Source organism: Collimonas sp. (assembly GCF_035566375.1).
Classification (GTDB): domain Bacteria; phylum Pseudomonadota; class Gammaproteobacteria; order Burkholderiales; family Burkholderiaceae_D; genus Collimonas.
Genome location: NZ_DATMRK010000039.1, coordinates 44595 through 63228 on the forward strand (window position 1 = coordinate 44595; position 18634 = coordinate 63228).

Sequence of the window (18634 nt, forward strand, 5' to 3'; positions counted from 1 at the left end):
CATGATGAATGCTCGTAACAAGGCTTTGAACGAACTGACGGCGCTAAGCCGTTTCGTATTTTGCTCGCGTAACAGCACGCAAGCGGAATGGCTGGGCGCCGCCCTTGGTAAATGGGGCAGCTTGCTACAGGAAAAAGCCGAGGTGGCGGAACTGGTGTCGCGCATAATCGAACTCAACCCCTTGCTGGTATTGCTGGATTTTTCCGGCGTCGAGCATGTGAACGATCAAGTCGGCGTCTTGTCGATTGACTCTCTCGGCACCACCGCACATGCGATTGAACTGGCGCGCGCATTGAGTAAAACACTGCCAGTCCTGCCCTTGGTGGCAGTCGGCTCCATAGAGTTTCCCGAAGGGACGATTGCCGCATTGCGCGCCGGCGTCAGCGATTTTATCGATGTCAGCGCTTCCGAAGATGAAGCACGCGATGTCGTGCAGCGGGTTCTGGCCAAAGCGGCGCGGGCGGCGGCTCCGGTCAGGCGCGGCCAGCTGGTGACTTTGCTCGGAGTGCGTGCGGGTATCGGCAGCAGTACGCTGGCGGTGCATCTGGCCGACATGATTCAACAACGCAATGCCGGCCATGGCGGCAAGCCGACTGCGAGCGATAGCCGGGTAGCGCTGCTCGATCTCGGCCTGCCTGCCGGCGACGGCAAGTTATACCTGAGCGCCAGCGGCAATTTCGATTTCGCCGAAGCCGTGCGCAATCTGCGCCGTCTTGACGAAACGCTGGTGCACACCGCGCTGCCACGCAGCCCTGGCGGCGTTACCGTGATTTCTCTGCCGCACAGCTTGAACGAGATGCGTACCGTGTCGCACCACGACGCGCTGGCCTTGCTGGATCGCTTGCGTTTGTATTTCGATATCCTGATCGCCGACCTGGGCGGTTTCACCAATCATGAATTCATTGCCAATCTGACCGGTGCCGCTGACCAGGTATGGCTGGTGACGGATCAAAGCGTCGGCGCGCTGGTATCCCTGGCAGGCACTTTGCAAGAGCTGAACGGCCGTCACCCTGACGATGGCAAGCGGCATCTGGTAGTGAACCGTTACGACGATCGCTTCGGCATGGCCGCCAGCCAGATTGCCGAACGCTTCAAGTTACCCTTGCTTGCCACTTTGCCCGAGCGCACGTTGAAGCTGACCGCCAGTGCCAATCGCGGCAAGCTGCTGCATGAAGTCGCACCGCACGATGCTTATGTAAGGGCGGTCGACGGCTTGATCGATGGCTTGCTTAGCCATGAAGAGCCGGCGCCGCACAAGCAGGGAGTGGGGCGTTGGCTTCCGAAGATTTTATTGCGGAAATGAGCAGCTCGATTTGAGCACGATGTAAGCGTGAAGCGCAGCGCTGTTTTGGAACCTGTTCAGGAAACTGGCAAGGCAGGCGGAAGACAGGAAAAGGCGGCCCCTGATAAAAGACGGGAGAAACAAACGTGAGTAACCAGATCGAATTTGCCGATGACGACCAAACGTTTTCCAACACGCAGGAATTCCAGGATATCAAGACGGCGGCCTACGATCATCTATTGACGCGGATCGAAGAACTGGGCGCAGAGTTCGGCCGCTGGTCGCGCAGCGCGATCCAGCAATTCGTCAATCTCGATGTCGACGGTTTTGTCCGCCTGCAGCGGATTCCCTTGAATGAAGCCGAGGTGCGTCAGATTGCCGACGCCCTGACCAAGGAACTGGCCGGATTGGGGCCGCTGGAAGATCTGCTGGCCGATATGACGGTCGAAGATATTCTGATCAATGGCTATAACGACGTGTTTGTTTCGCGCCACGGCATCTTGCAGCGCGAGACGCTGCGTTTTACCGATAACGCCCATCTGCTGCGTATCGTCAGGCGCATCCTGGCTCCGCTCGGGCGCCGTCTGGATGAATCGAATCCCATGGTCGACGCCCGCTTGCCGGACGGCGGCCGCCTGAACGTGGTGATTGAACCGTTGTCGGTAGACGGACCGATGGTGTCGATCCGCAAATTCCGCAAAGAGCCGCTGAAGCCCAGCGATCTGCTCAATCTGGGCACCATGAATGAAGAGATCTATGCGTTGCTGGAGAACGCGGTCAAGGCCCGTTGCAATATCCTGGTCTCAGGCGGCACCAGTTCCGGCAAGACTTCCTTGCTGAACGCCCTGGCATTTTTCATCCCGGAAAACGAACGCGTGGTGACAGTGGAAGATACCGCCGAACTGTCGCTCAATCACCCGCACGTGGTGCGTCTGGAATCGCGCTTGGGCGGTTTCGACGGCGCCGGTGCGGTCAGCATCCGCGACTTGATCCGCAACAGCCTGCGCATGCGCCCGGACCGGATTATCGTCGGCGAGGTGCGCGGCGCCGAGGTGCTGGAAATGCTGCAGGCGATGAATACCGGTCATGACGGATCGATGGGCACGATTCACGCCAATACACCGCGCGAATGCCTGTACCGGATTGAGATGCTGGCCGGGTTCGCCGGTTTCCAGGGCAGCGAAAGCAGCCTCAGGCGGCAAATTGCCGGCGCCCTTGATTTCATCGTGCAAATCGGCCGGCTTTCCAACGGCCGCCGCCGGATTGTCTCGATTACCGAAGTCACCGGCATGGGCGACAACATCATCACCATGCAAGAACTGTATCGGCACGAAAGCTATATCGGCGCGGACGGCGAAGAAGCGGACCGCTGGGTATCGCTGGGCATCTTCCCGCACGCACCCAAATTGCAACGGCAACGCCAGCTCGGCCAGCAAAGCGGCGCTAATCCGAATACCGGCGGCCACGGGCACAACACAGGCGGTTTGCCGGGAAGGCGTTAGTCATGCACATCGCTCTCTGGCTGCTTGCTGCGGCCTTATTGTTGACTGGCGCTGCGCTATGGCTGTGGCAGCGGGCACAGCAACGCACGCAGCAAGACGTCAGCGCCGCCTTCGTGAACCGGCAGATTCAAGGCATGCAGCAGAGCCAGGGGCAGCCACAGGAGGCGGGTCAAGCGCCGCCGCAATTACAACTGCAGATAGAAGCGTTGCGCGGGTTATTCTTGCGCGCCGGAATACAGCATCCCAGCGGCAAGCTGTATTGCCAGCTGGTTGCGCCAGGCATGGCCCTGGTCCTGCTGGCGTTGGTGCTGGGCGGCTGGATATCTGCACTGGGGACGCTGGTGTTGTACACCATGCTGGTGATTTTCTATTTTTGGCTAAGGACTTCCAAATTGCAGCGCGCCATGGTGCGGCAATTGCCAGGATTCCTGGATACTTTGGTGCGCCTGGTCACGATAGGAAATAGCATCGGTTCCGCGTTCCAGACCGGCATAACGGGCACTGAGGGGCCGCTCAAAGTGGTCCTGGATCGCGCCAACCGGCAGGTACAGGCGGGCGTTGATCTGGAGCACGCGCTACGTCAGCAAGCTGCGATTTTTCGTTTCAAAGAGCTGGATCTGGTGGCTGCCGTGATTGGCGTTTCGGCACGTTTTGGCGGACGCTCCGACCAGGTTCTGGAACGCATGGCCGCATTCATGCGCGACCTTGAGCATGCGCAAAATGAAATGGTCGCCTTATCCGCGGAAATTCGTTTGTCGGCCTGGATCATGGGTGTATTGCCGATCGCTATCGGCATGTTCCTGATCATTTTTAACAACGATATGTTTTCCGGTATGTGGCATGACCCGATCGGTAAAAAAATGATGATCGGCGCGGTCATGCTGGAGGTGTTGGGTGTCTACGGCTTGTATAGATTGGCGAAAACGATATAGCTGGATGGCCGGCGCCGGACCTTGGATGGAACAAATACGGAACAAATACGGTGAATACAACACAACATACGCTGATCATCCTGGCGATCCTGCTGATGGCGGCGGCCTTATTGCTGATGGGCGTTGCGCTGCTGGCAAGAGCGCGGCGGCTCAAGCGCAACCTGGCTACGATTGATCAGAAAATTGCGTCTCGTGACAAGCCGGCGGCTGCCTTGAACGCCGTTGCAAAACTGCCGAGCCGGCGCGAGCGCCTGGCTGCATTCAGTGCCAATTGGCTTGATACCCAATTGGGCCGTCAGCTGGTAGCTGAAGAAGACCGGCATCTGCTGGATCAGTGCGGTGTCAACGACATGCAGGGAAAAGCGCTTTTTTTTACGGCGCGCGTAGTGCTGGCGGTTGGCTTGCCGTTGTGTGGTTTGCTGCTGTTCGAGCGCGGCGGATGGATATCCCTGTTGCTGATCATATTTTTCGGCGTCGCCTTGGGTTATATGCTGCCCAAGTGGGTGATGCAGAGGGTAGCGCTCAAGCGCCGGCGCCAGGCTGCCGAAGAATTGCCCTTGCTTATCGATTTGCTGCGTTTGTTGCAAGGTGTGGGATTGTCGGTTGACCAGAGTCTGCATGTGATTGAAAACGAGTTCCGTAATGTTCTCAAGGTGCTCGGAGAAGAGCTGGCTATCGCCGGCCGTCAATACAGCACGGGGCGCAGCCGGGAGCAATCCATGCGACGTTTTTCCACCATATTCGACAACGAAGATTTGCACGCGGTGGCGCGCCTGCTGGTGCAGGTGGAACATCACGGTGGCGCGGTGCAAGAGCCGCTTATGCAGTTTAGTGAGCGGATTCGCGAGCAACGCAAGCTGGACATGAAGGAAAAGGTCGGGAAATTGACAGTAAAAATGACCGGAGTCATGGTCATGACCTTGCTGCCTGGACTATTGGTGATTACCGGCGGCGTGGGTTTTCTGGCGGTGATCCGGGCCCTGACAAAAATGGGAGCGAATATATGACTGATCTTCAGAAGCCGCCAAATGCCGAAAGGCATGCGCTGCAGCAGCTTGTTTTCGGGCGATGGGTGCTGCCACTCTCGATGATATTTGCTACAGGCTTGCTGGGAGGCTGTGCCAGCAACGCCGCCAAGGTATACGCGCAGCAAAACGAAGCGGCGCAACTGCGTCAAGAGGCAGAGGATAAGGCGCCGACGCCAGACAACAAAGGCATGTACCTGGGATTGATCCGGCAAATGCAGGAGCAGGGCATGTACTTTGCGTCGCTGGCGCATATCGACGCCTATGAACAGCAAAATGGCAGCACGCCTGAGTTGCAGCGTTTGCGCGCCGACGCATTGCGCGAAACGCGGCAGACTGCGGCAGCGGATGCAGCTTATCGGAAACTGCTGAATTCGTCCGAAGCGAGCAGCGCCTGGCACGGTTTGGGATTGTTGGCGGCGCAGAGCGGCGATTACCAGGTTGCCGCGACGGCGCTGCGGGAAGCTGCGAAGCGTGAACCCACCAATCCGGTGATGTTGAGCGATCTTGGTTACGCATTGTTGCGTAGCGGCGACGTCGCTGCCGCCCGGGTGCCGCTGGCGCAAGCCGCTGAACTGGCGCCGGATAACCGCAAGATGATAGGCAATCTGGCGCTGCTCTTGTTGGTTACCGGCGATGCCGAAAAAGCCCGTGCGGTAATGGATAAAGCGGCCTTGTCGGCGGAGAGCCGCGCGAAAGTATATGGCCTGGCAGCTGAAATCGGTCAGCGGCAGCCAGTTGCCGTTGCCTTGCAAAAAAACACAAGCGATGGGCAGGCAGCCATGAATCAATCTGCCGCATCAACGGTAAAAAATGCAAATCCGGCGCCGCTGCCGGCGACGCCGTTTCAATCCATGCTGGATCGTTTTGGCAATGGCGGCTGAATCTCAATCAGTGTCATGCAATTAAATTTTTGCTCAAGGGGTAGAAAATGAAAGCGCAAGAAATTCTCCGGCCGCACATCTTGCTTTTTGCTTCTGTGTTACTGGCGGCAATCGGCGCTTCAGGGGCGCGGGCGCAGAATGTATCGCCGCTCTCGGGCAAGTTAATGCCGGAGCCTGCGGCCGCAACAACTGCGGTCCCGGCACCGAAAGCAAAGGCTGCTGTTGCATCGGCTCCTGCCCCGCCGCTCGAAAATGCTGCCGTGGAGACGTCTCAGGAAAGCATACGTGTCGGCGACGTCACCCGCACTCTGCTGCAGGCACAAGCAGATGGCCGTGTCGCCGGGCCGCGCCTGCCAATGCTGGGAGTGACCGCCGATGCCAGCTGGCAGCGCTATCTGGATAGCTTCAGACATCCTCTGCCTGAATTCTTCGAAACCAAGATAAACAAGAACTGAAATTTTTCCGACGAACATGCCGAATCCGAGGCGAACTTATTCCCGAACTTATTCCCGAACTTATTCCATGTCTTCAACCATCAACAATTTGTCGTCTCATCGTGTCGCTCAAGGTAGGCGGCATGAACGGCCACGGCAACATGGTTCGGTGGCTGTGATGGCAGCGATTTTTCTGTCTGTGATCGTGGTCCTGTTGTCGTCCGTGGATATCGGCTACATGTTTTACATGAGGCGCGATTTGCAAAAAACTGCTGATCTGGCGGCGCTGGCAGGTGCTCAACAGCTCGGCACCACGCCACCGCCAGGCAACCCCGTCACATGTGCGCCAACCGACCAGGCGGTGCTGGCCGCGATTGGCAATGCGCAGGCAAACGGTTTCTCGACTGTCGCCCCGAATACGCTGTCAAATGCCATTACCGTAACTTGCGGTCTCTGGGATCCGGTTGCCAATCTGGCCTTGGCTCCCAGTTATTTCTCTACCCCCACTGCGGGAACGAGCCTGAATGCGGTGAAGGTGGTTGAGACACAGACCGTGCCGGCATTTTTTGGCTTGGGCGCGCGCACCATCACGGCTCAGGCGATTGCTTCGGCTAGTAGTCCAACTGCGGCGTTCTCTCTCGGGACTGGACTGCTCTCTTTGTGCGGTTCTAGTGGTTCGTTGTCGTCGCTTCTGGTGAGTAGTCTTTTAGGCAGCAATATTTGCTTGTCGGCAGCCTCGTATAGCGGATTGCTGGGAGCCCAAGTGTCCTTGTTGAATGTACTAAGCAAGCTGAATGCGAATGTCGGCAGCGTCAGTCAGGTAGCAGACACCAAGGTAACCTTGGCGCAACTGGTGAACGCGTCCACCAGTGGCTTGTCACCAACGCAGGTGGCAAGCGTAAGCAATGATCTGGGGAGCCTGACCACCGGAACATTGGGCGGCACCTTGTTGAGAATCGGCGATATTTTGGACCTGAGTGCTGCCAACGGTGTTGCCGCTCTGGATACGCAAGTCAATATTCTGGATTTGTTAAATGTCAGCACCTTGCAGGTCGCGAATAAGAATCATCTTGTGAGTTCAAATATAAACCTAAATCTCCCGGGATTGGGACAAGTGGTGTTGCAACTCAGTCTAATCGAGCCGCCGCAGATGGCCGTGGGCGGCGTCGGCGCAACGGCAACTTCAGCCCAATTGCGGCTGGCAATCAATGTTCAGGCATTGCCGTTACTTTCCGGATATCCTCCTGTGGCGCAACTCCCGATTTACGTTGATCTTGCGGCAGGCAAAGCTACACTCAACAGTTTGCAATGCAGGGCGCCGCAAAGCGCTACATTCGGGATAACGACAAGTACCGCGGGCATCTGTGTGGCAAAGGGACAAACCCTTGCCAGTTCGCCGCTTTCCTGCCCTGCCGATATGGCGTCGAACCCGTCGAATCGGATTGACGCGATTACCGGAGTACTTAATCTCGGCATCAACGTTACGCCGAGTACCACTTATCCCGCCGTTACCTTGTATCCGCCGCCATCTACTTCCAATACCGCGACTGTCGGCTCCAAATTGCAAGACATATTAGGCGGGACTATCCAGCCGCAGAAATTTTGGGTCGGCCTGGACGCTGATCCCTTGGGACTCTTAAGTGGGGCGCTGACTACTTTGTTAGGCGCTCTGGGAAATTTGTTAAATCCGGTTTTGTCTGGCGTCGGCGCGTTGCTTGATCAGCTGACGTCGCAGCTAGGACTGAACATCGGGCTAAGCACGCTCAACCTTTCCTCAATTAGTTGCGGCAACGTGAAACTGGTTTATTGAGCTATGCGATGAGATTGCTGTGATAGAAAAACGCGGTTTACGCCAAATCGCCAAGCCTGAGCGACTTTGAGCGACGGACACTGAGAAGAAATGACCATGCAAAACAAACCTTTGCAAGAAAGTCTCGACATCTACGTATGGGAAGGCAAGTCGGATATTGCCGACCGGATTTCGCAATGTCTGGCGAGTTTCGATATCGAGGTGATTCGTGCCGACGGCATGGCGTTGACGCGTGACCAGGTGTCTTCGCGGCTTTCGCTGGCGGTGATCTCGGTGACGGTGATCGAGCACTCAGAGTTTTCCGCCGACGACTGGCAAAAAGCGCATGGCATGCCGGTGATCTGGGTGGCAGAAGTGGGGCGCACCGCCAATCCGCGCGTGTATCCGGTCGAGTATTCGCATATCCTGATGCTCGACTTTACCTGCGCCGAATTGCGCAAGCTGGTGTTTCGCCTGGCGTCCGAGCTGCACGCAAATACCGGCGCCGATAACAAGCCGCAGCCGTTGATTGCGCAATCCGAAAGCATGCAGATGCTGGTGGCCGAGGCTGAAGCTTTTGCCGATTGCGAATCCAGCGTGCTGATCGTCGGCGAGACCGGGGTCGGCAAGGAACGCATCGCGCAGCTGTTGCACCAGCGTCACGGCCGTTATCGCCACGGGCCGTTTGTCGCCGTCAACTGTGGCGCGATTCCGGACGGTTTGTTCGAGTCGCTGTTTTTCGGTCACGCCAAGGGCGCGTTTACTGGCGCCTTGCTGGCGCACAAAGGTTATTTTGAACAGGCCGACGGCGGTACTCTGTTCCTCGACGAGATCGGCGATTTGCCTTTGTATCAGCAGGTCAAGTTGCTGCGCGTGCTGGAGCAAAGCACTGTCACCAGGCTCGGTTCGCAAACCGAGGTCAAGCTGGATTTCCGGCTGGTGGCGGCGACCAATCGCAATCTGCGTGAACAGGTGCAGCAAGACATGTTTCGCGCCGATTTGTATTACCGGCTGGCGGTGATCGAATTGCGCGTGCCCAATCTGGAAGAGCGCGGCAGAGTCGACAAGATCGCGATTTTCAGCACCTTGCTGGCGCAGACTTACGATCAGATCCCAGAGCCGCCGGACTGGTTGCTGGAACTGGTGGCAGCGGCAAAATTTGCGGGTAACGTGCGCGAGCTGCGCAATGTGGCCGAACGGGTCGGCATCATCTATCGCCAGTTAGGCGTCTGGGACCGGGTCCGCATCGATCGTGTGTTCGATAGATTGGGCACCATGGAGCCGGTGAATGTAGGCAATGATCTGACGGCCGTGCGAAAAAAATGGGATCTGGCGGAACGCAGCCGCATTCTCTCCGTATTGGACGCCAACGGCTGGCGGCGTCAGGATACCGCCCATGCGCTGGGCATCAGCCGCAAGGTATTGTGGGAAAAAATGCGTAAATTCCAGATTGCCGACACCGAAGCAATCGGCGAGGCAGAATAATTGGCAGGGCGAGGTGATAAAATAACAACAATGATGTTTTAAATAAAAACAGTGCCCAGCAACAACAGGATTGCAGATAAAATTGGCGGCAAGCTGTGGCTCATACCGATAAAATTAATGTTAGCGAAGGAATCAGGGGATGAAAGTAAATGTACGCAATGCAGTCCGTGGTCTAGGACTGGGAATGCTCATTGCCGGCTTGTCGATCAACGCTCTGGCGCAATCGTCTACTGCCAGCCCCGCGCCAGCAACTGCTGTACCAGCCTCGACCACCGCCGTTAAGCCTGCGCTTGGTAACACCACCAGCGCCACCAGCAGCCCCAGCGCCAACAGCACCATCAGCGAATTACAGCAATTGATGCAGAGCCAGGGCGTGAGCGAGTTGCGTACCACCTATAACGGTAACTACGGCGCCAGCCTGCTGTTCAAGTCGGATAGCCGTACTTATTTTGTCGCCTTGTTCCAGCAAAAGAATTTCTGGCGCGTTGTAAAAACCACGTCGGATACGCAGGCCGAACAAATCTACAAAAGTTTTGTCGGCCAGACCGAAAAACTGGCTGAGGTAGATATCCGCCGTATCAAGCTGGAGGCAGAAAAGACTTACACCGAACAGCTGATCGCGGCTCAGGAAACCCGTCTGAACGCCTTGCAAAACGATCTGGTGGTACAACAGCAGCAAGAACAAAACGTCACCGTTCAACAGGATCAGGCGCGTCAGCAAGCGCAGCTGCTAAGCACCAAACAACAAGCGGCGCGCGGCGAATTGCGGGGATTGCAAAACCGTATCCGTACGCTGGAAGCACAGCAAATCGTACTGGATAACAGCAATTTCGGCGATACCAAGAGCGGTAAAAAATAATTTAGCCGTATGGCAGTGCGGTGCCTGGCAACTGCTCTTGGCGCACGGTAGCAAACACATCGGGAGGCGTAAATCGACGCGTCCCGATTTTTTTTGCAGACATTCTTCTGCTGTGACGATTTACCTTTTTTAACCAGGCACTCACCTGGCACGGTTTGGGCGCAGCTCCCCACGCTGCTTCGTTCGCGCACAATTTTCACATATCCGGAATCGCCTTGTACTTCAGTATCAGGCTGATGAAGCTTTGGAGAATACGGGACAATTAAATCCACAAGGAAGAAAATGTCAGGGCAATCCAGGACAAAAGGAAGGGTACGGCGGGGTATTGCTGAAGGTAATTGCTAGTACTTATTATTTGGTATAAATGAAAAACGCCCCCATGCAGGGGCGTATTCATTTTGGTGCGAGAGCCGGAATCGCATTGAATCCCGACTCATCCAGTATCGACTTCAAAATCCTAAGGCTGGCACGCTGCCTGCGGCAGCTGTGTAATCCAAGCGCGAATCATCTCGTCGCCTTCGGTGTGATTCACATGGCGTCCGATGACAGGCATCACAGCCTCTGTATCGGTGTGGCTGATACGGTAAGCCAAGATGGATTCATCCGGCTTGCCAGGCTGGATATCGTATTGATACGGCAGTCCGGGACCAGCATAGGCCAGAGGCTTTTTACATACACCCCATTTGCCGGATGCGCTGACGTCATTCACCACATTGAAGCCTAAGAACAAGCCGCTTTGCAATGCTTGTCCCGTGGTGCTGTGGCAGTGGGCGCAGTTGACATCCAGATAGGCGCGAGCCCGCTCAGGCAGAGTTTGCGAGGCGTCACTCCAATCAGCATTTTTTGGCGAATTGTTCAGGCCAGGAAAGCCTGCCAGGATTTTGAGCTCATCCAGATTGACCAGCTGATTCTTCAAGCCACTCTCATATTGATACGATTTGTTCATATTCCGCGCTTTGGGACCGATAGGCAGGATGGCGTTGCCGCCAGCATTAGCAGTCGCGTGGCATTGTTGACAGGCTTGCGCGTTCGGCACGGAATATTTGAATTGTTCGCGCGTGTTGTCAGCGGCAACCAATTCCACTTGAACGTTAGCGCCTCCGGTTTTGAGCCTGGCATCTTTTTGATCGTCATTCCAGACATATGGCAGGCCGGCCCAACTACCGTCAGGTTGGCGTACCAAAACCCGCGTTTCTATCAAATGGTTTTTTGTGAGATCGACGCTTTCTCCCTGAATGGTCTGATGACCGTTGCGTTCAGCGCCGATAAAGGCAGGATCGCTGGAGACGGCTTTCGGATAGTAGAAGGTTTTCATGATCACCGAGCCAACGGGGAAATCGAAAGTGGTGTCGGCGTTATAGGTGATTTGTTTGCCGTCCGGTACATAGATGGCGCGGAATTTGTAGGTGTAGTCAGAGAACAGGCTTGAATTCAAATCATACGGTACTGCACCCGCATTCAATTTTAGGGTCTGCCCATCAGACAGCAAGAACTTCCAAGACGAAAGATTGGCTGGAGCTGTGTATTTGTCAAATACTTTGATCGACTCGGTATTGGCGGCGGATGAGTCACTTCCGCTCCCGCTCCCGTTTCCACCGCCGCAACTAATCAACAGGGTGGATGCAGCTAACAAAACGACGGAAAATATCAGGGGGCGTGCAAAGGTGTGTGTGGTTTTCATACGTATTCTCCGTACCAACGCAGGTACTGCGTGCGTGTGTTCTTTGGTTATTTTTTTAAAAAAATCGCCTGATTTGTCAGTGATTTTTCTGCATTTGATTCATGCCAAAGCGGTTCTTTATCGTGGCATGTAGTATCAAAAAACTGGCATGTCAGGAATTGCAGGCATGCTGACAGTGCAATTCATACGGGTAGGGAAAGGAAAGTTTGGCCCTTGCGCGCTTCCGGCTAACAATCCCAAAAGATTCAGATCCATGCTTTCATAAGACAGCAAGCCATCTAAAAATGGTGTGTCAAGGGTGTTGCCTTTGACGCAGATTGCGAACTCGGGCTTGAGCACGCCACCGCTGCCATCACTCGCAGTACCACTGCCCATGGCCGGATCGGGGTCGACAATACCGTCCCAAATGCCGTACGCCAGTTGTTCAGGTTGAGCGAATGATTTTAGTTGCGCAAACAAACCGTCCACGACAGGTTTGAGCAGTTTTGGATCGGCAAAAGCGCCACCGGGCGCATAGCCCGATTTGGAAATCGTGTTGGCGTGCGCATATACGCTATGCACATAGGGTTCGTACTTGGGGTCGTTATAGGCGATGCCGGTAGCCTGGAAGCTGATGGCCAGAATGCTGGTGGTTTTATGGTCTTCGATGCTGTTGTTCAGTATTTCGGTATTATCGGCAGCCAATACCATCACCGCGGTCCCCGGCGGAACGGCGGTCACATAGCCAGTGGCATTCGCCGCTACCGGGGTATTGTTGCGATAAATATGGTTGTTTTGCACCTTTGTATTCGCACCCTTTTTTATGACATAGGAGGTGCCTGGCAAGGAAAATACCAAGATGCCGCCGGTGTTGTCGTGGATGTCGTTGTCCTCGACGATGGCATTGTCAGAGTTCTCGATTTCGATGCCGGCCACATTCAGATAGGCTTCATTTTTTTGTACGCGAATATTCTCCGATTGCCCCACATACACTCCGGCATCGCGGGTGCCGACGATCTTGCTGTTTTTGACGATTACACCTTTGCAATTGACTGGATACAAGCCATAGGCCATTTGCGAAGTATGAATCGGATCGTTGGTCCATTCCGCCCGCAGGCCATCCATCGTCACGTTCGATGAAGCTGAAACAAACACGCCATTTCCGACCGCATCTTCCACCGCAAAATTCTTAAGCGTGATGCCTTTCACGTTAAAGGCTTGAAAGCCATTTTTTGAAGAGGCTCCAGAAAAAGACAATATGGTGTTTTTGGAAGGATCGTTGCCGCTACCTTGGCCAGTGATCGTGATGGCATCGGTATTCATGGTCAGCGGGCCATCAAACTTGAATTTTCCTGAGGGCAGAATGATAGTGCTGCCTGGTTTGACTTGATAAAGGATGTTGCTCATATCGCTGTCATTCATCTGAGAGGCAGTCACCTTGATAGTGCTGCTCGCGTTATCGGGCGTTGTCGCGGTGTTGCTATTGAGCCCGCCGTCACTACAGGCTGCGAGGGCGGTGGCTATCGCGGCTGTCATGACGCGCGAACGAAATTGGAATTGCATCATCAATCGTCTCCATCCTTTTATGAGGGCACTATCTGTGCCACGGTTTTTTGCTTTGGCGTAATTAAAGCCTTGATTTCCAACAATATCCAATGCATTCTTAAAGCTCATGTGATGCATTGTTTGCATCTGGCTTGAAAATAAAAAAAACAGAGACATGGAATCCAGAAAATTACAACATATGCTGGCCTTGGCAGCAGAGGGTAGTTTTGCCCGAGCCGCCGAGCGTTCACACCTTTCCCAGTCGGCGTTTTCGCGCAGTATTCAGACACTCGAAAAAGAGTTGGATTTGGTGTTGTTTGAGCGAACGCCGAAGGCTGTTCTGCTGACTAGTGCCGGTCGGGTGGTGGCGCGTCATGCGCAGAATTTGCTATCTGAGACGCGCGCGTTCATGCGCGATGTGGATTTGCTGAAGGGCGGGGAATACGGCGAAATTTCGTTTGGGTTGAGCTCCTTTCCGTCGGGGATCTTGTTGCCATCACTGTTGACTCAGTTTATGGAAACGCACCCAAAGATAAGCGTTCGCACATATGTTGCCGGCGCCGACCAGTTATTGCGGCAGTTGCAGGCAGAGCAGATTGATTTTTTTGTGGCAGATGTGCGGGGCTTGCGGCAGCAGGCCGATTTTACGACTCGCTGGTTAGACAAAGAGGATGCAGGATTTTTTGTGCGCCCTGATCATCCTCTATGCGCAGGGCCGACAACTACGGTGAGCGCGCTATTGCAGTATCACCTGGCGTTACCAAGCATACCTACGATGCTGGAAGAGCGCGCCTGGAATAAATTGGGGCTGAAGGCAAAGGAATACGTGAAGTTAATCTGTGACGATGTCACTATTCTTAAGGGTATAACTCAAAACAGCAATGCCTGCCTTTTTTCGACAAATTTTGTATTGCGCGAAGAATTGGAGTGCGGCCAATTACGTGCTTTACATGTAGAGGATCTGCCGGCGATGAATGTGCATTTTGGGATCGTCCGGATGCGAGCGCGCAGCATTGCCTTGGTGTCGAATTTGTTGGAGCAGATGATCGTCGATAGAATGATGTCGCTGTGACTTTTTAATGCTATAGGTTGGATCTTTGCGTAGCGTCACTCGTGGAGTGATTCGGATTTTTCTCTCATCTTTGCCCTCCAAAAAACTATCGCCGTGTGGTGATGCCGCGCGGGCCGATCAATAACAGGCGGACGGTGCATCCCAACGCTGCCGGGCGGACACTGGCATCCGGGACGCCTGGCGTCGATTGGCCAACAGGCGAGTGATTCCAAACGGTAGTGCTTCTATTGCCGATGTTCAGACCGTTTTGACGAACAAGGCGATCAGTTTGCGCGTCAAGTCCGTATAGGGTGGATAGAACATTTTGGCGAGCATGATGCGGTTGCGCACCACCGCCCTCTCGTGCGAAAACGCCAGGAAACCATGGTGGCCGTGAGAGCTGCCGATACCGGAATTGTTGACGCCGCCGAAAGGCAGGTTGCCGTGTATGAATTGCACCACGCAGTGGTTGATGCAAGCGCCTCCCGAGGTTGTCTGCTGCATCACCTTGGCGATATTCGCCTGCTTACGGCTCCAGACATACAGGGCCAGCGGCTTGGGTTCGGCGTTGATGCGGGCAATCACCGCATCCAACTGCGCATAGCTGATAATCGGCAGCAGCGGCCCGAAAATTTCTTCGTGCATGATGCTGGCGTCGTCCGGAATGCTGTCCAACAGGGTTGGCGCGATGTAACGCTGGGCCTCATCGACCACACCACCGGTGACCACTCGCGCACCACGCGCGGTGGCGTCGTCCAGCAGGGTTTTGATACGAGCGGTATGACGTTGATTGACGATACGCGCCAGATTCGTGCTCTCGACTTGCTGCGCTCCCTTGCCATAGGCATTCTCCAGCGCTGTCACGCAATGTCCGAGAAAAGCCTCCTTGACGCTGGCGTGGACATAGATATGATCAGGCGCGATACAGGTCTGGCCATTGTTGGTGAACTTGGCCCACAGGATATTTTGGGCCGCAGCTTGCAGATCCGCCGTCTCGTCAACAATGGTTGGCGATTTGCCGCCCAGCTCCAGCGTGACGCTGGTCAGATGCTTGGCCGCCGCAGCCATGACGATTTTGCCGACAGCCGGCGAACCGGTGAAGAAGATGTGATCGAAAGGCAGGTCAAGCAGCGCCTGTGCGACCGGCGCATCGCCCTCGAACATCGCCACTTCATCTTCGCCAAATGCGGCACGGATGATTTTGCCGATCACGGCGGAAGCATGCGGCGTCATTTCCGACGGCTTGATGATCACCGTATTGCCCGCCGCCAGTGCCGACACCAGCGGCCCCAGGCTCAGGTTCACCGGATAATTCCACGGCGCCACGATCAGCACCCGACCTTTGGGTTCGTATTGGGTATACGCCGACGTACCGATCATCATGCGCGAAGGCCAGACTTTCTTCGGTTTCATCCAGCCGCCCAGTTTGCGGATGGCGTCATTGGCCTCGGCGATCACCGGCAGGATTTCGGTCAGCTCTACCTCGGCGGCCGGTTTGCCAAAATCGGCAAACCCGGCGGCAATTACCTCGTCCTTATGCGCCAACAGCGCACTCTTCAATTTTTTGATCTTCAGCAGACGCTCGGCTTTGCCCGATTGCCGCAAGCGCAGGGCAGTGGCTCCTTGGGCATCGAATACGCGCTGGATCTCCTGGCGAGTCGGATCAAATTCGGTATCGGCAACGGTAACTATTCTGTTCATGGTTTGCCTTTGGTGCTAGCGGTTATATTCGATAACGAGATTTTTCTGCCATCGGGAATCAGTAATAATCTAAGCGGAGATTGAATTTGTACTCTTGGTCCGACACAGGCAGTGGTTAATAATAAATACCGGACTGCGAAAGCTAGCATATGTCGCATTTAACGACAAGAACATCCCGGTCTCTGTGAGTAAAGGGCGCGGCTACTCACCTAGGTCTGACACGCATTTGGTTTGGCTGCTGACAATGCGCTTACACAGCCCTAAACAGAAAAGGGCCTACATCGCTGTAGGCCCTTATGTATTCTGGCTCCCCGACCTGGACTCGAACCAGGGGCCTGCGGATTAACTGCCCGGCGCCCAACCAACTGAGCTATCAGGGAATTAGGAAATAATTATTTTTGCGGAAACAATGAAAAAAGGCCCTCAAGTCTGAGAGCCTTATATTCATTGGTGCGAGAGCCGGAATCGAATATCAAGCCATAACCCGCATGAATTCTGGGTTTTTTTAATTTTCTTTTGGAAAGTACCAACAAAAGTACCAACAAATCGGAAAGTAACCTCACTATTGGATCATTGCAATGGCTTGAGATGGGATGATTAGAGGCGGCAGCATTGACCCGAAACCTGAAAATCTGGCTCCGACCGACGCCGACGCTTTCAGCGCATCGTCGAAATAAAAACCAACCAATGAACAGTTATAGCGGTGTGTTGCATCCACCGGTTGAATCCACAGCCATGAAGGGACAGTCGAGATGTCGCGCCGTATAGCCGAAGTTCGCCTCGAACGCAGGGCTGGCCGTCATTACGGAACCTGCACCACTTGCCCGAACTGCGGCTTGTACAGAAGGATGCGCTCAAATGGCGATTTTTCGAGCACTTCTCCTGCTGGCCATTGGAAATCTTGATCTTGCGCGGGGTCCATGAAGTCCACTACAAGTAATAGCCAGTAGAAATCGCAGGGCTGGTAATTACGCAGCTTCTTGGTTTTGTTAGAAACGAGCACGCGAAGACGTTCGAGCGAGAGAGCAGGAACACTGTAGCCTTGGACGGGGCGCCACTTTGCGTCTGCGTACTCTTTCTGGTTGTGATAGAGGAAGCGCAACTCTGGCACATGCTCAAACAGCATACGGCTTACCTGCCCAGACGGTGAGTCTTCTACCTTCGTTGCGATAGCGGCGAGCGCCAGAGCAACTGGTTCCAGCTCCTGAATTGGGTATTCCGGGTTGAAGCCCACCGACAGTTCGATATGCCTCCCACCTGAAGCAAGATGTAGCGCCTGAGCACGTTCAAGAATTTGTAGCCTACGCACACGCTGCACTTGTTCGCTCGCCGAGTCTGCGCCACTGGCAAGATAAAGGTTCGCAATTTCAACACCAATCGTTTGCGTTCCACGCACGATTACGTCTGGCTTGTCCGTGAACACAAGATCACCGTCTGGCACTTCATAGTGTGACCGGAATAGTTCGAAGTAATACCGTTCGACGGCTTGATTGCTTGGGCGGCTCATATCTGACGGCTATCTTGTTTCAATTGTAGATACGCCCTTGTCTGGACGCATGACTGGGTTCATTGCGTGGTCGACGCACTTAAAGGTTATCGATGCGCCGCCGAACCGGACGCCAGGAATATTCTGCGTTGTTGACTGAGTGACCAGTTCAAACTCTTTCCCCATGGACGCACAGTGCTGATTTCCTTCTGCCATCAGGTTGCCAGCAACGGCGGATACATCACCGAATATTCCAGCGGTGTTGGTCTTTGATGAGTAGTAGGTGTCAGCGCCAATCTTCGTAGGTGCTGAGCTTGCGCATGCGGATAGAAGGCCAACGGCGCTGAGCCAAATGAATTTAGACGGTTTCAATCTTTTGGGTCCTTTAAGCACAGTGAGCCAATTCACGTTTAGTGTCGTCGATGTTCATGGTATATGTAAGCTCGCCGAGTCTGACGGATGGGAAATCATTCCATCTTGGCTTTGCGGCAAAGCGGTTGCTGCAAGGGCGGCCAGACACACAGCCACATATCGCCTGTTTGCGTGTCAAGTTTCCATGCGTGCTCATTTTCAACGGCAACAACTTGATATCGCGATGGCGGATACGGTTGTGCCGCAGGAGCGGGATGGAATTGGTCGCAACCAGCCAAGGATAGAAGTAGAAGAGGAAATATGATTTTCATGGTACCTCTCAAGTAAAACGGATCATACATGCCTTAACGTGATTTAATTTTCATTTTGCAAAATTAACCGGCGACCAAAATTGGGTCGCAAGTTTCTTTTCTCTGGAAAGCCTTACGGAGCCTAGCTCAAATCAGTTATACCCAGAAAACAAAAGGTATAACCGAATGGACAAAACGTTCACCAAGATTAATTTCATTCTATCAACTATTTGGATGCCCGAGTGAAAACTTGACTGCCCGCTAACGGTGCACTGCTGTCATTGGGACAAAAAAACTGAACGGCTACTGTGGGTCGATTGCGTCGCTCAAAAAATGG

General features: G+C 54.4%; 15 protein-coding genes and 1 tRNA gene. 11 read left to right on the forward strand and 5 right to left on the reverse strand.

All coding sequences use genetic code 11. The features are described from left to right. Position 1: 1 nt before the first annotated feature. The 9 genes from VNZ60_RS12700 (at position 2) to VNZ60_RS12740 (ending at position 10192) form a co-directional block, all read left to right on the forward strand. Entirely contained in the window at positions 2–1303 is a 1302-nt protein-coding gene (locus VNZ60_RS12700; RefSeq protein WP_325659659.1) for a CpaE/TadZ family protein, read from the forward strand. 125 nt (positions 1304–1428) lie between these two features. Beyond that, positions 1429–2784, forward strand: coding sequence for a TadA family conjugal transfer-associated ATPase (locus VNZ60_RS12705; protein WP_325659661.1), 1356 nt, complete (start codon positions 1429–1431; stop codon positions 2782–2784). 2 nt (positions 2785–2786) lie between these two features. Next, a complete protein-coding gene (locus VNZ60_RS12710; RefSeq protein WP_325659663.1) occupies positions 2787–3716 on the forward strand; it encodes a type II secretion system F family protein in 930 nt (309 codons plus the stop codon). 50 nt (positions 3717–3766) lie between these two features. Next, the gene (locus VNZ60_RS12715; RefSeq protein WP_325659665.1) at positions 3767–4723 is read left to right on the forward strand and encodes a type II secretion system F family protein; all 957 of its coding nucleotides are present in this window, start codon (positions 3767–3769) and stop codon (positions 4721–4723) included. Then, positions 4720–5625 carry a tetratricopeptide repeat protein gene (locus VNZ60_RS12720; RefSeq protein ID WP_325659667.1) on the forward strand — a complete coding sequence of 302 codons (906 nt, stop codon included), beginning with the start codon at positions 4720–4722 and terminating at the stop codon, positions 5623–5625. The genes VNZ60_RS12715 and VNZ60_RS12720 overlap by 4 nt, the downstream gene beginning before the upstream one ends. A gap of 47 nt (positions 5626–5672) precedes the next feature. After that, entirely contained in the window at positions 5673–6080 is a 408-nt protein-coding gene (locus tag VNZ60_RS12725; protein WP_325659669.1) for a DUF3613 domain-containing protein, read from the forward strand. 67 nt (positions 6081–6147) lie between these two features. Further along, on the forward strand, positions 6148–7869 hold the full coding sequence (locus tag VNZ60_RS12730; protein WP_325659671.1) for a pilus assembly protein TadG-related protein: 1722 nt from the start codon (positions 6148–6150) through the stop codon (positions 7867–7869). Positions 7870–7965: 96 nt separating this feature from the next. Further along, the gene (locus VNZ60_RS12735) at positions 7966–9333 is read left to right on the forward strand and encodes a sigma-54 dependent transcriptional regulator (RefSeq protein WP_325659673.1); all 1368 of its coding nucleotides are present in this window, start codon (positions 7966–7968) and stop codon (positions 9331–9333) included. A 139-nt stretch (positions 9334–9472) separates the two neighbouring features. Further along, complete coding sequence (locus VNZ60_RS12740) at positions 9473–10192, forward strand: DUF2968 domain-containing protein (RefSeq protein WP_325659675.1); 720 nt, start codon at positions 9473–9475, stop codon at positions 10190–10192. 457 nt (positions 10193–10649) lie between these two features. Here the strand turns inward: VNZ60_RS12740 and VNZ60_RS12745 are convergent, their stop codons facing one another. Both VNZ60_RS12745 and VNZ60_RS12750 read right to left on the reverse strand, forming a co-directional pair. Continuing rightward, positions 10650–11873, reverse strand: a complete 1224-nt coding sequence (locus VNZ60_RS12745) for an SO2930 family diheme c-type cytochrome (protein WP_325659677.1) — start codon at positions 11871–11873, stop codon at positions 10650–10652. Between the two features lie 135 nt (positions 11874–12008). Continuing rightward, positions 12009–13574, reverse strand: coding sequence for a parallel beta-helix domain-containing protein (locus tag VNZ60_RS12750; RefSeq protein WP_325659679.1), 1566 nt, complete (start codon positions 13572–13574; stop codon positions 12009–12011). Between VNZ60_RS12750 and VNZ60_RS12755 the strand changes: the two genes are divergently transcribed. After that, positions 13573–14469 carry a LysR family transcriptional regulator gene (locus VNZ60_RS12755; protein WP_325659681.1) on the forward strand — a complete coding sequence of 299 codons (897 nt, stop codon included), beginning with the start codon at positions 13573–13575 and terminating at the stop codon, positions 14467–14469. The genes VNZ60_RS12750 and VNZ60_RS12755 overlap by 2 nt on opposite strands. 237 nt (positions 14470–14706) lie before the next feature. Here VNZ60_RS12755 and VNZ60_RS12760 read toward each other — a convergent pair whose 3' ends face one another. The 3 genes from VNZ60_RS12760 to VNZ60_RS12770 all read right to left on the reverse strand — a co-directional run bounded on the left by VNZ60_RS12760 (position 14707) and on the right by VNZ60_RS12770 (position 17656). After that, complete coding sequence (locus tag VNZ60_RS12760; RefSeq protein WP_325659683.1) at positions 14707–16149, reverse strand: aldehyde dehydrogenase family protein; 1443 nt, start codon at positions 16147–16149, stop codon at positions 14707–14709. Between the two features lie 304 nt (positions 16150–16453). Further along, positions 16454–16529, reverse strand: a tRNA-Asn gene (locus tag VNZ60_RS12765). A gap of 422 nt (positions 16530–16951) precedes the next feature. Then, positions 16952–17656, reverse strand: coding sequence for a hypothetical protein (locus VNZ60_RS12770; protein ID WP_325659685.1), 705 nt, complete (start codon positions 17654–17656; stop codon positions 16952–16954). Between the two features lie 331 nt (positions 17657–17987). Here VNZ60_RS12770 and VNZ60_RS12775 point away from each other — a divergent pair, with 331 nt between their 5' ends. Beyond that, on the forward strand, positions 17988–18311 hold the full coding sequence (locus tag VNZ60_RS12775) for a hypothetical protein (protein WP_325659687.1): 324 nt from the start codon (positions 17988–17990) through the stop codon (positions 18309–18311). The last annotated feature ends 323 nt before the right edge of the window (positions 18312–18634 follow it).

Excerpts from the sequence above, each read along its gene's own strand:
- VNZ60_RS12700 (WP_325659659.1), top strand. The coding sequence starts at position 2 with ATGATGAATGCTCGTAACAAGGCTTTGAACGAACTGACGGCGCTAAGC.
- VNZ60_RS12710 (WP_325659663.1), top strand. The coding sequence starts at position 2,787 with ATGCACATCGCTCTCTGGCTGCTTGCTGCGGCCTTATTGTTGACTGGC.
- VNZ60_RS12720 (WP_325659667.1), top strand. The coding sequence starts at position 4,720 with ATGACTGATCTTCAGAAGCCGCCAAATGCCGAAAGGCATGCGCTGCAG.
- VNZ60_RS12725 (WP_325659669.1), top strand. The coding sequence starts at position 5,673 with ATGAAAGCGCAAGAAATTCTCCGGCCGCACATCTTGCTTTTTGCTTCT.
- VNZ60_RS12730 (WP_325659671.1), top strand. The coding sequence starts at position 6,148 with ATGTCTTCAACCATCAACAATTTGTCGTCTCATCGTGTCGCTCAAGGT.
- VNZ60_RS12735 (WP_325659673.1), top strand. The coding sequence starts at position 7,966 with ATGCAAAACAAACCTTTGCAAGAAAGTCTCGACATCTACGTATGGGAA.
- VNZ60_RS12740 (WP_325659675.1), top strand. The coding sequence starts at position 9,473 with ATGAAAGTAAATGTACGCAATGCAGTCCGTGGTCTAGGACTGGGAATG.
- VNZ60_RS12745 (WP_325659677.1), bottom strand. The coding sequence starts at position 11,873 with ATGAAAACCACACACACCTTTGCACGCCCCCTGATATTTTCCGTCGTT.
- VNZ60_RS12755 (WP_325659681.1), top strand. The coding sequence starts at position 13,573 with ATGGAATCCAGAAAATTACAACATATGCTGGCCTTGGCAGCAGAGGGT.
- VNZ60_RS12750 (WP_325659679.1), bottom strand. The coding sequence starts at position 13,574 with ATGTCTCTGTTTTTTTTATTTTCAAGCCAGATGCAAACAATGCATCAC.
- VNZ60_RS12760 (WP_325659683.1), bottom strand. The coding sequence starts at position 16,149 with ATGAACAGAATAGTTACCGTTGCCGATACCGAATTTGATCCGACTCGC.
- VNZ60_RS12770 (WP_325659685.1), bottom strand. The coding sequence starts at position 17,656 with ATGAGCCGCCCAAGCAATCAAGCCGTCGAACGGTATTACTTCGAACTA.
- VNZ60_RS12775 (WP_325659687.1), top strand. The coding sequence starts at position 17,988 with ATGAATTTAGACGGTTTCAATCTTTTGGGTCCTTTAAGCACAGTGAGC.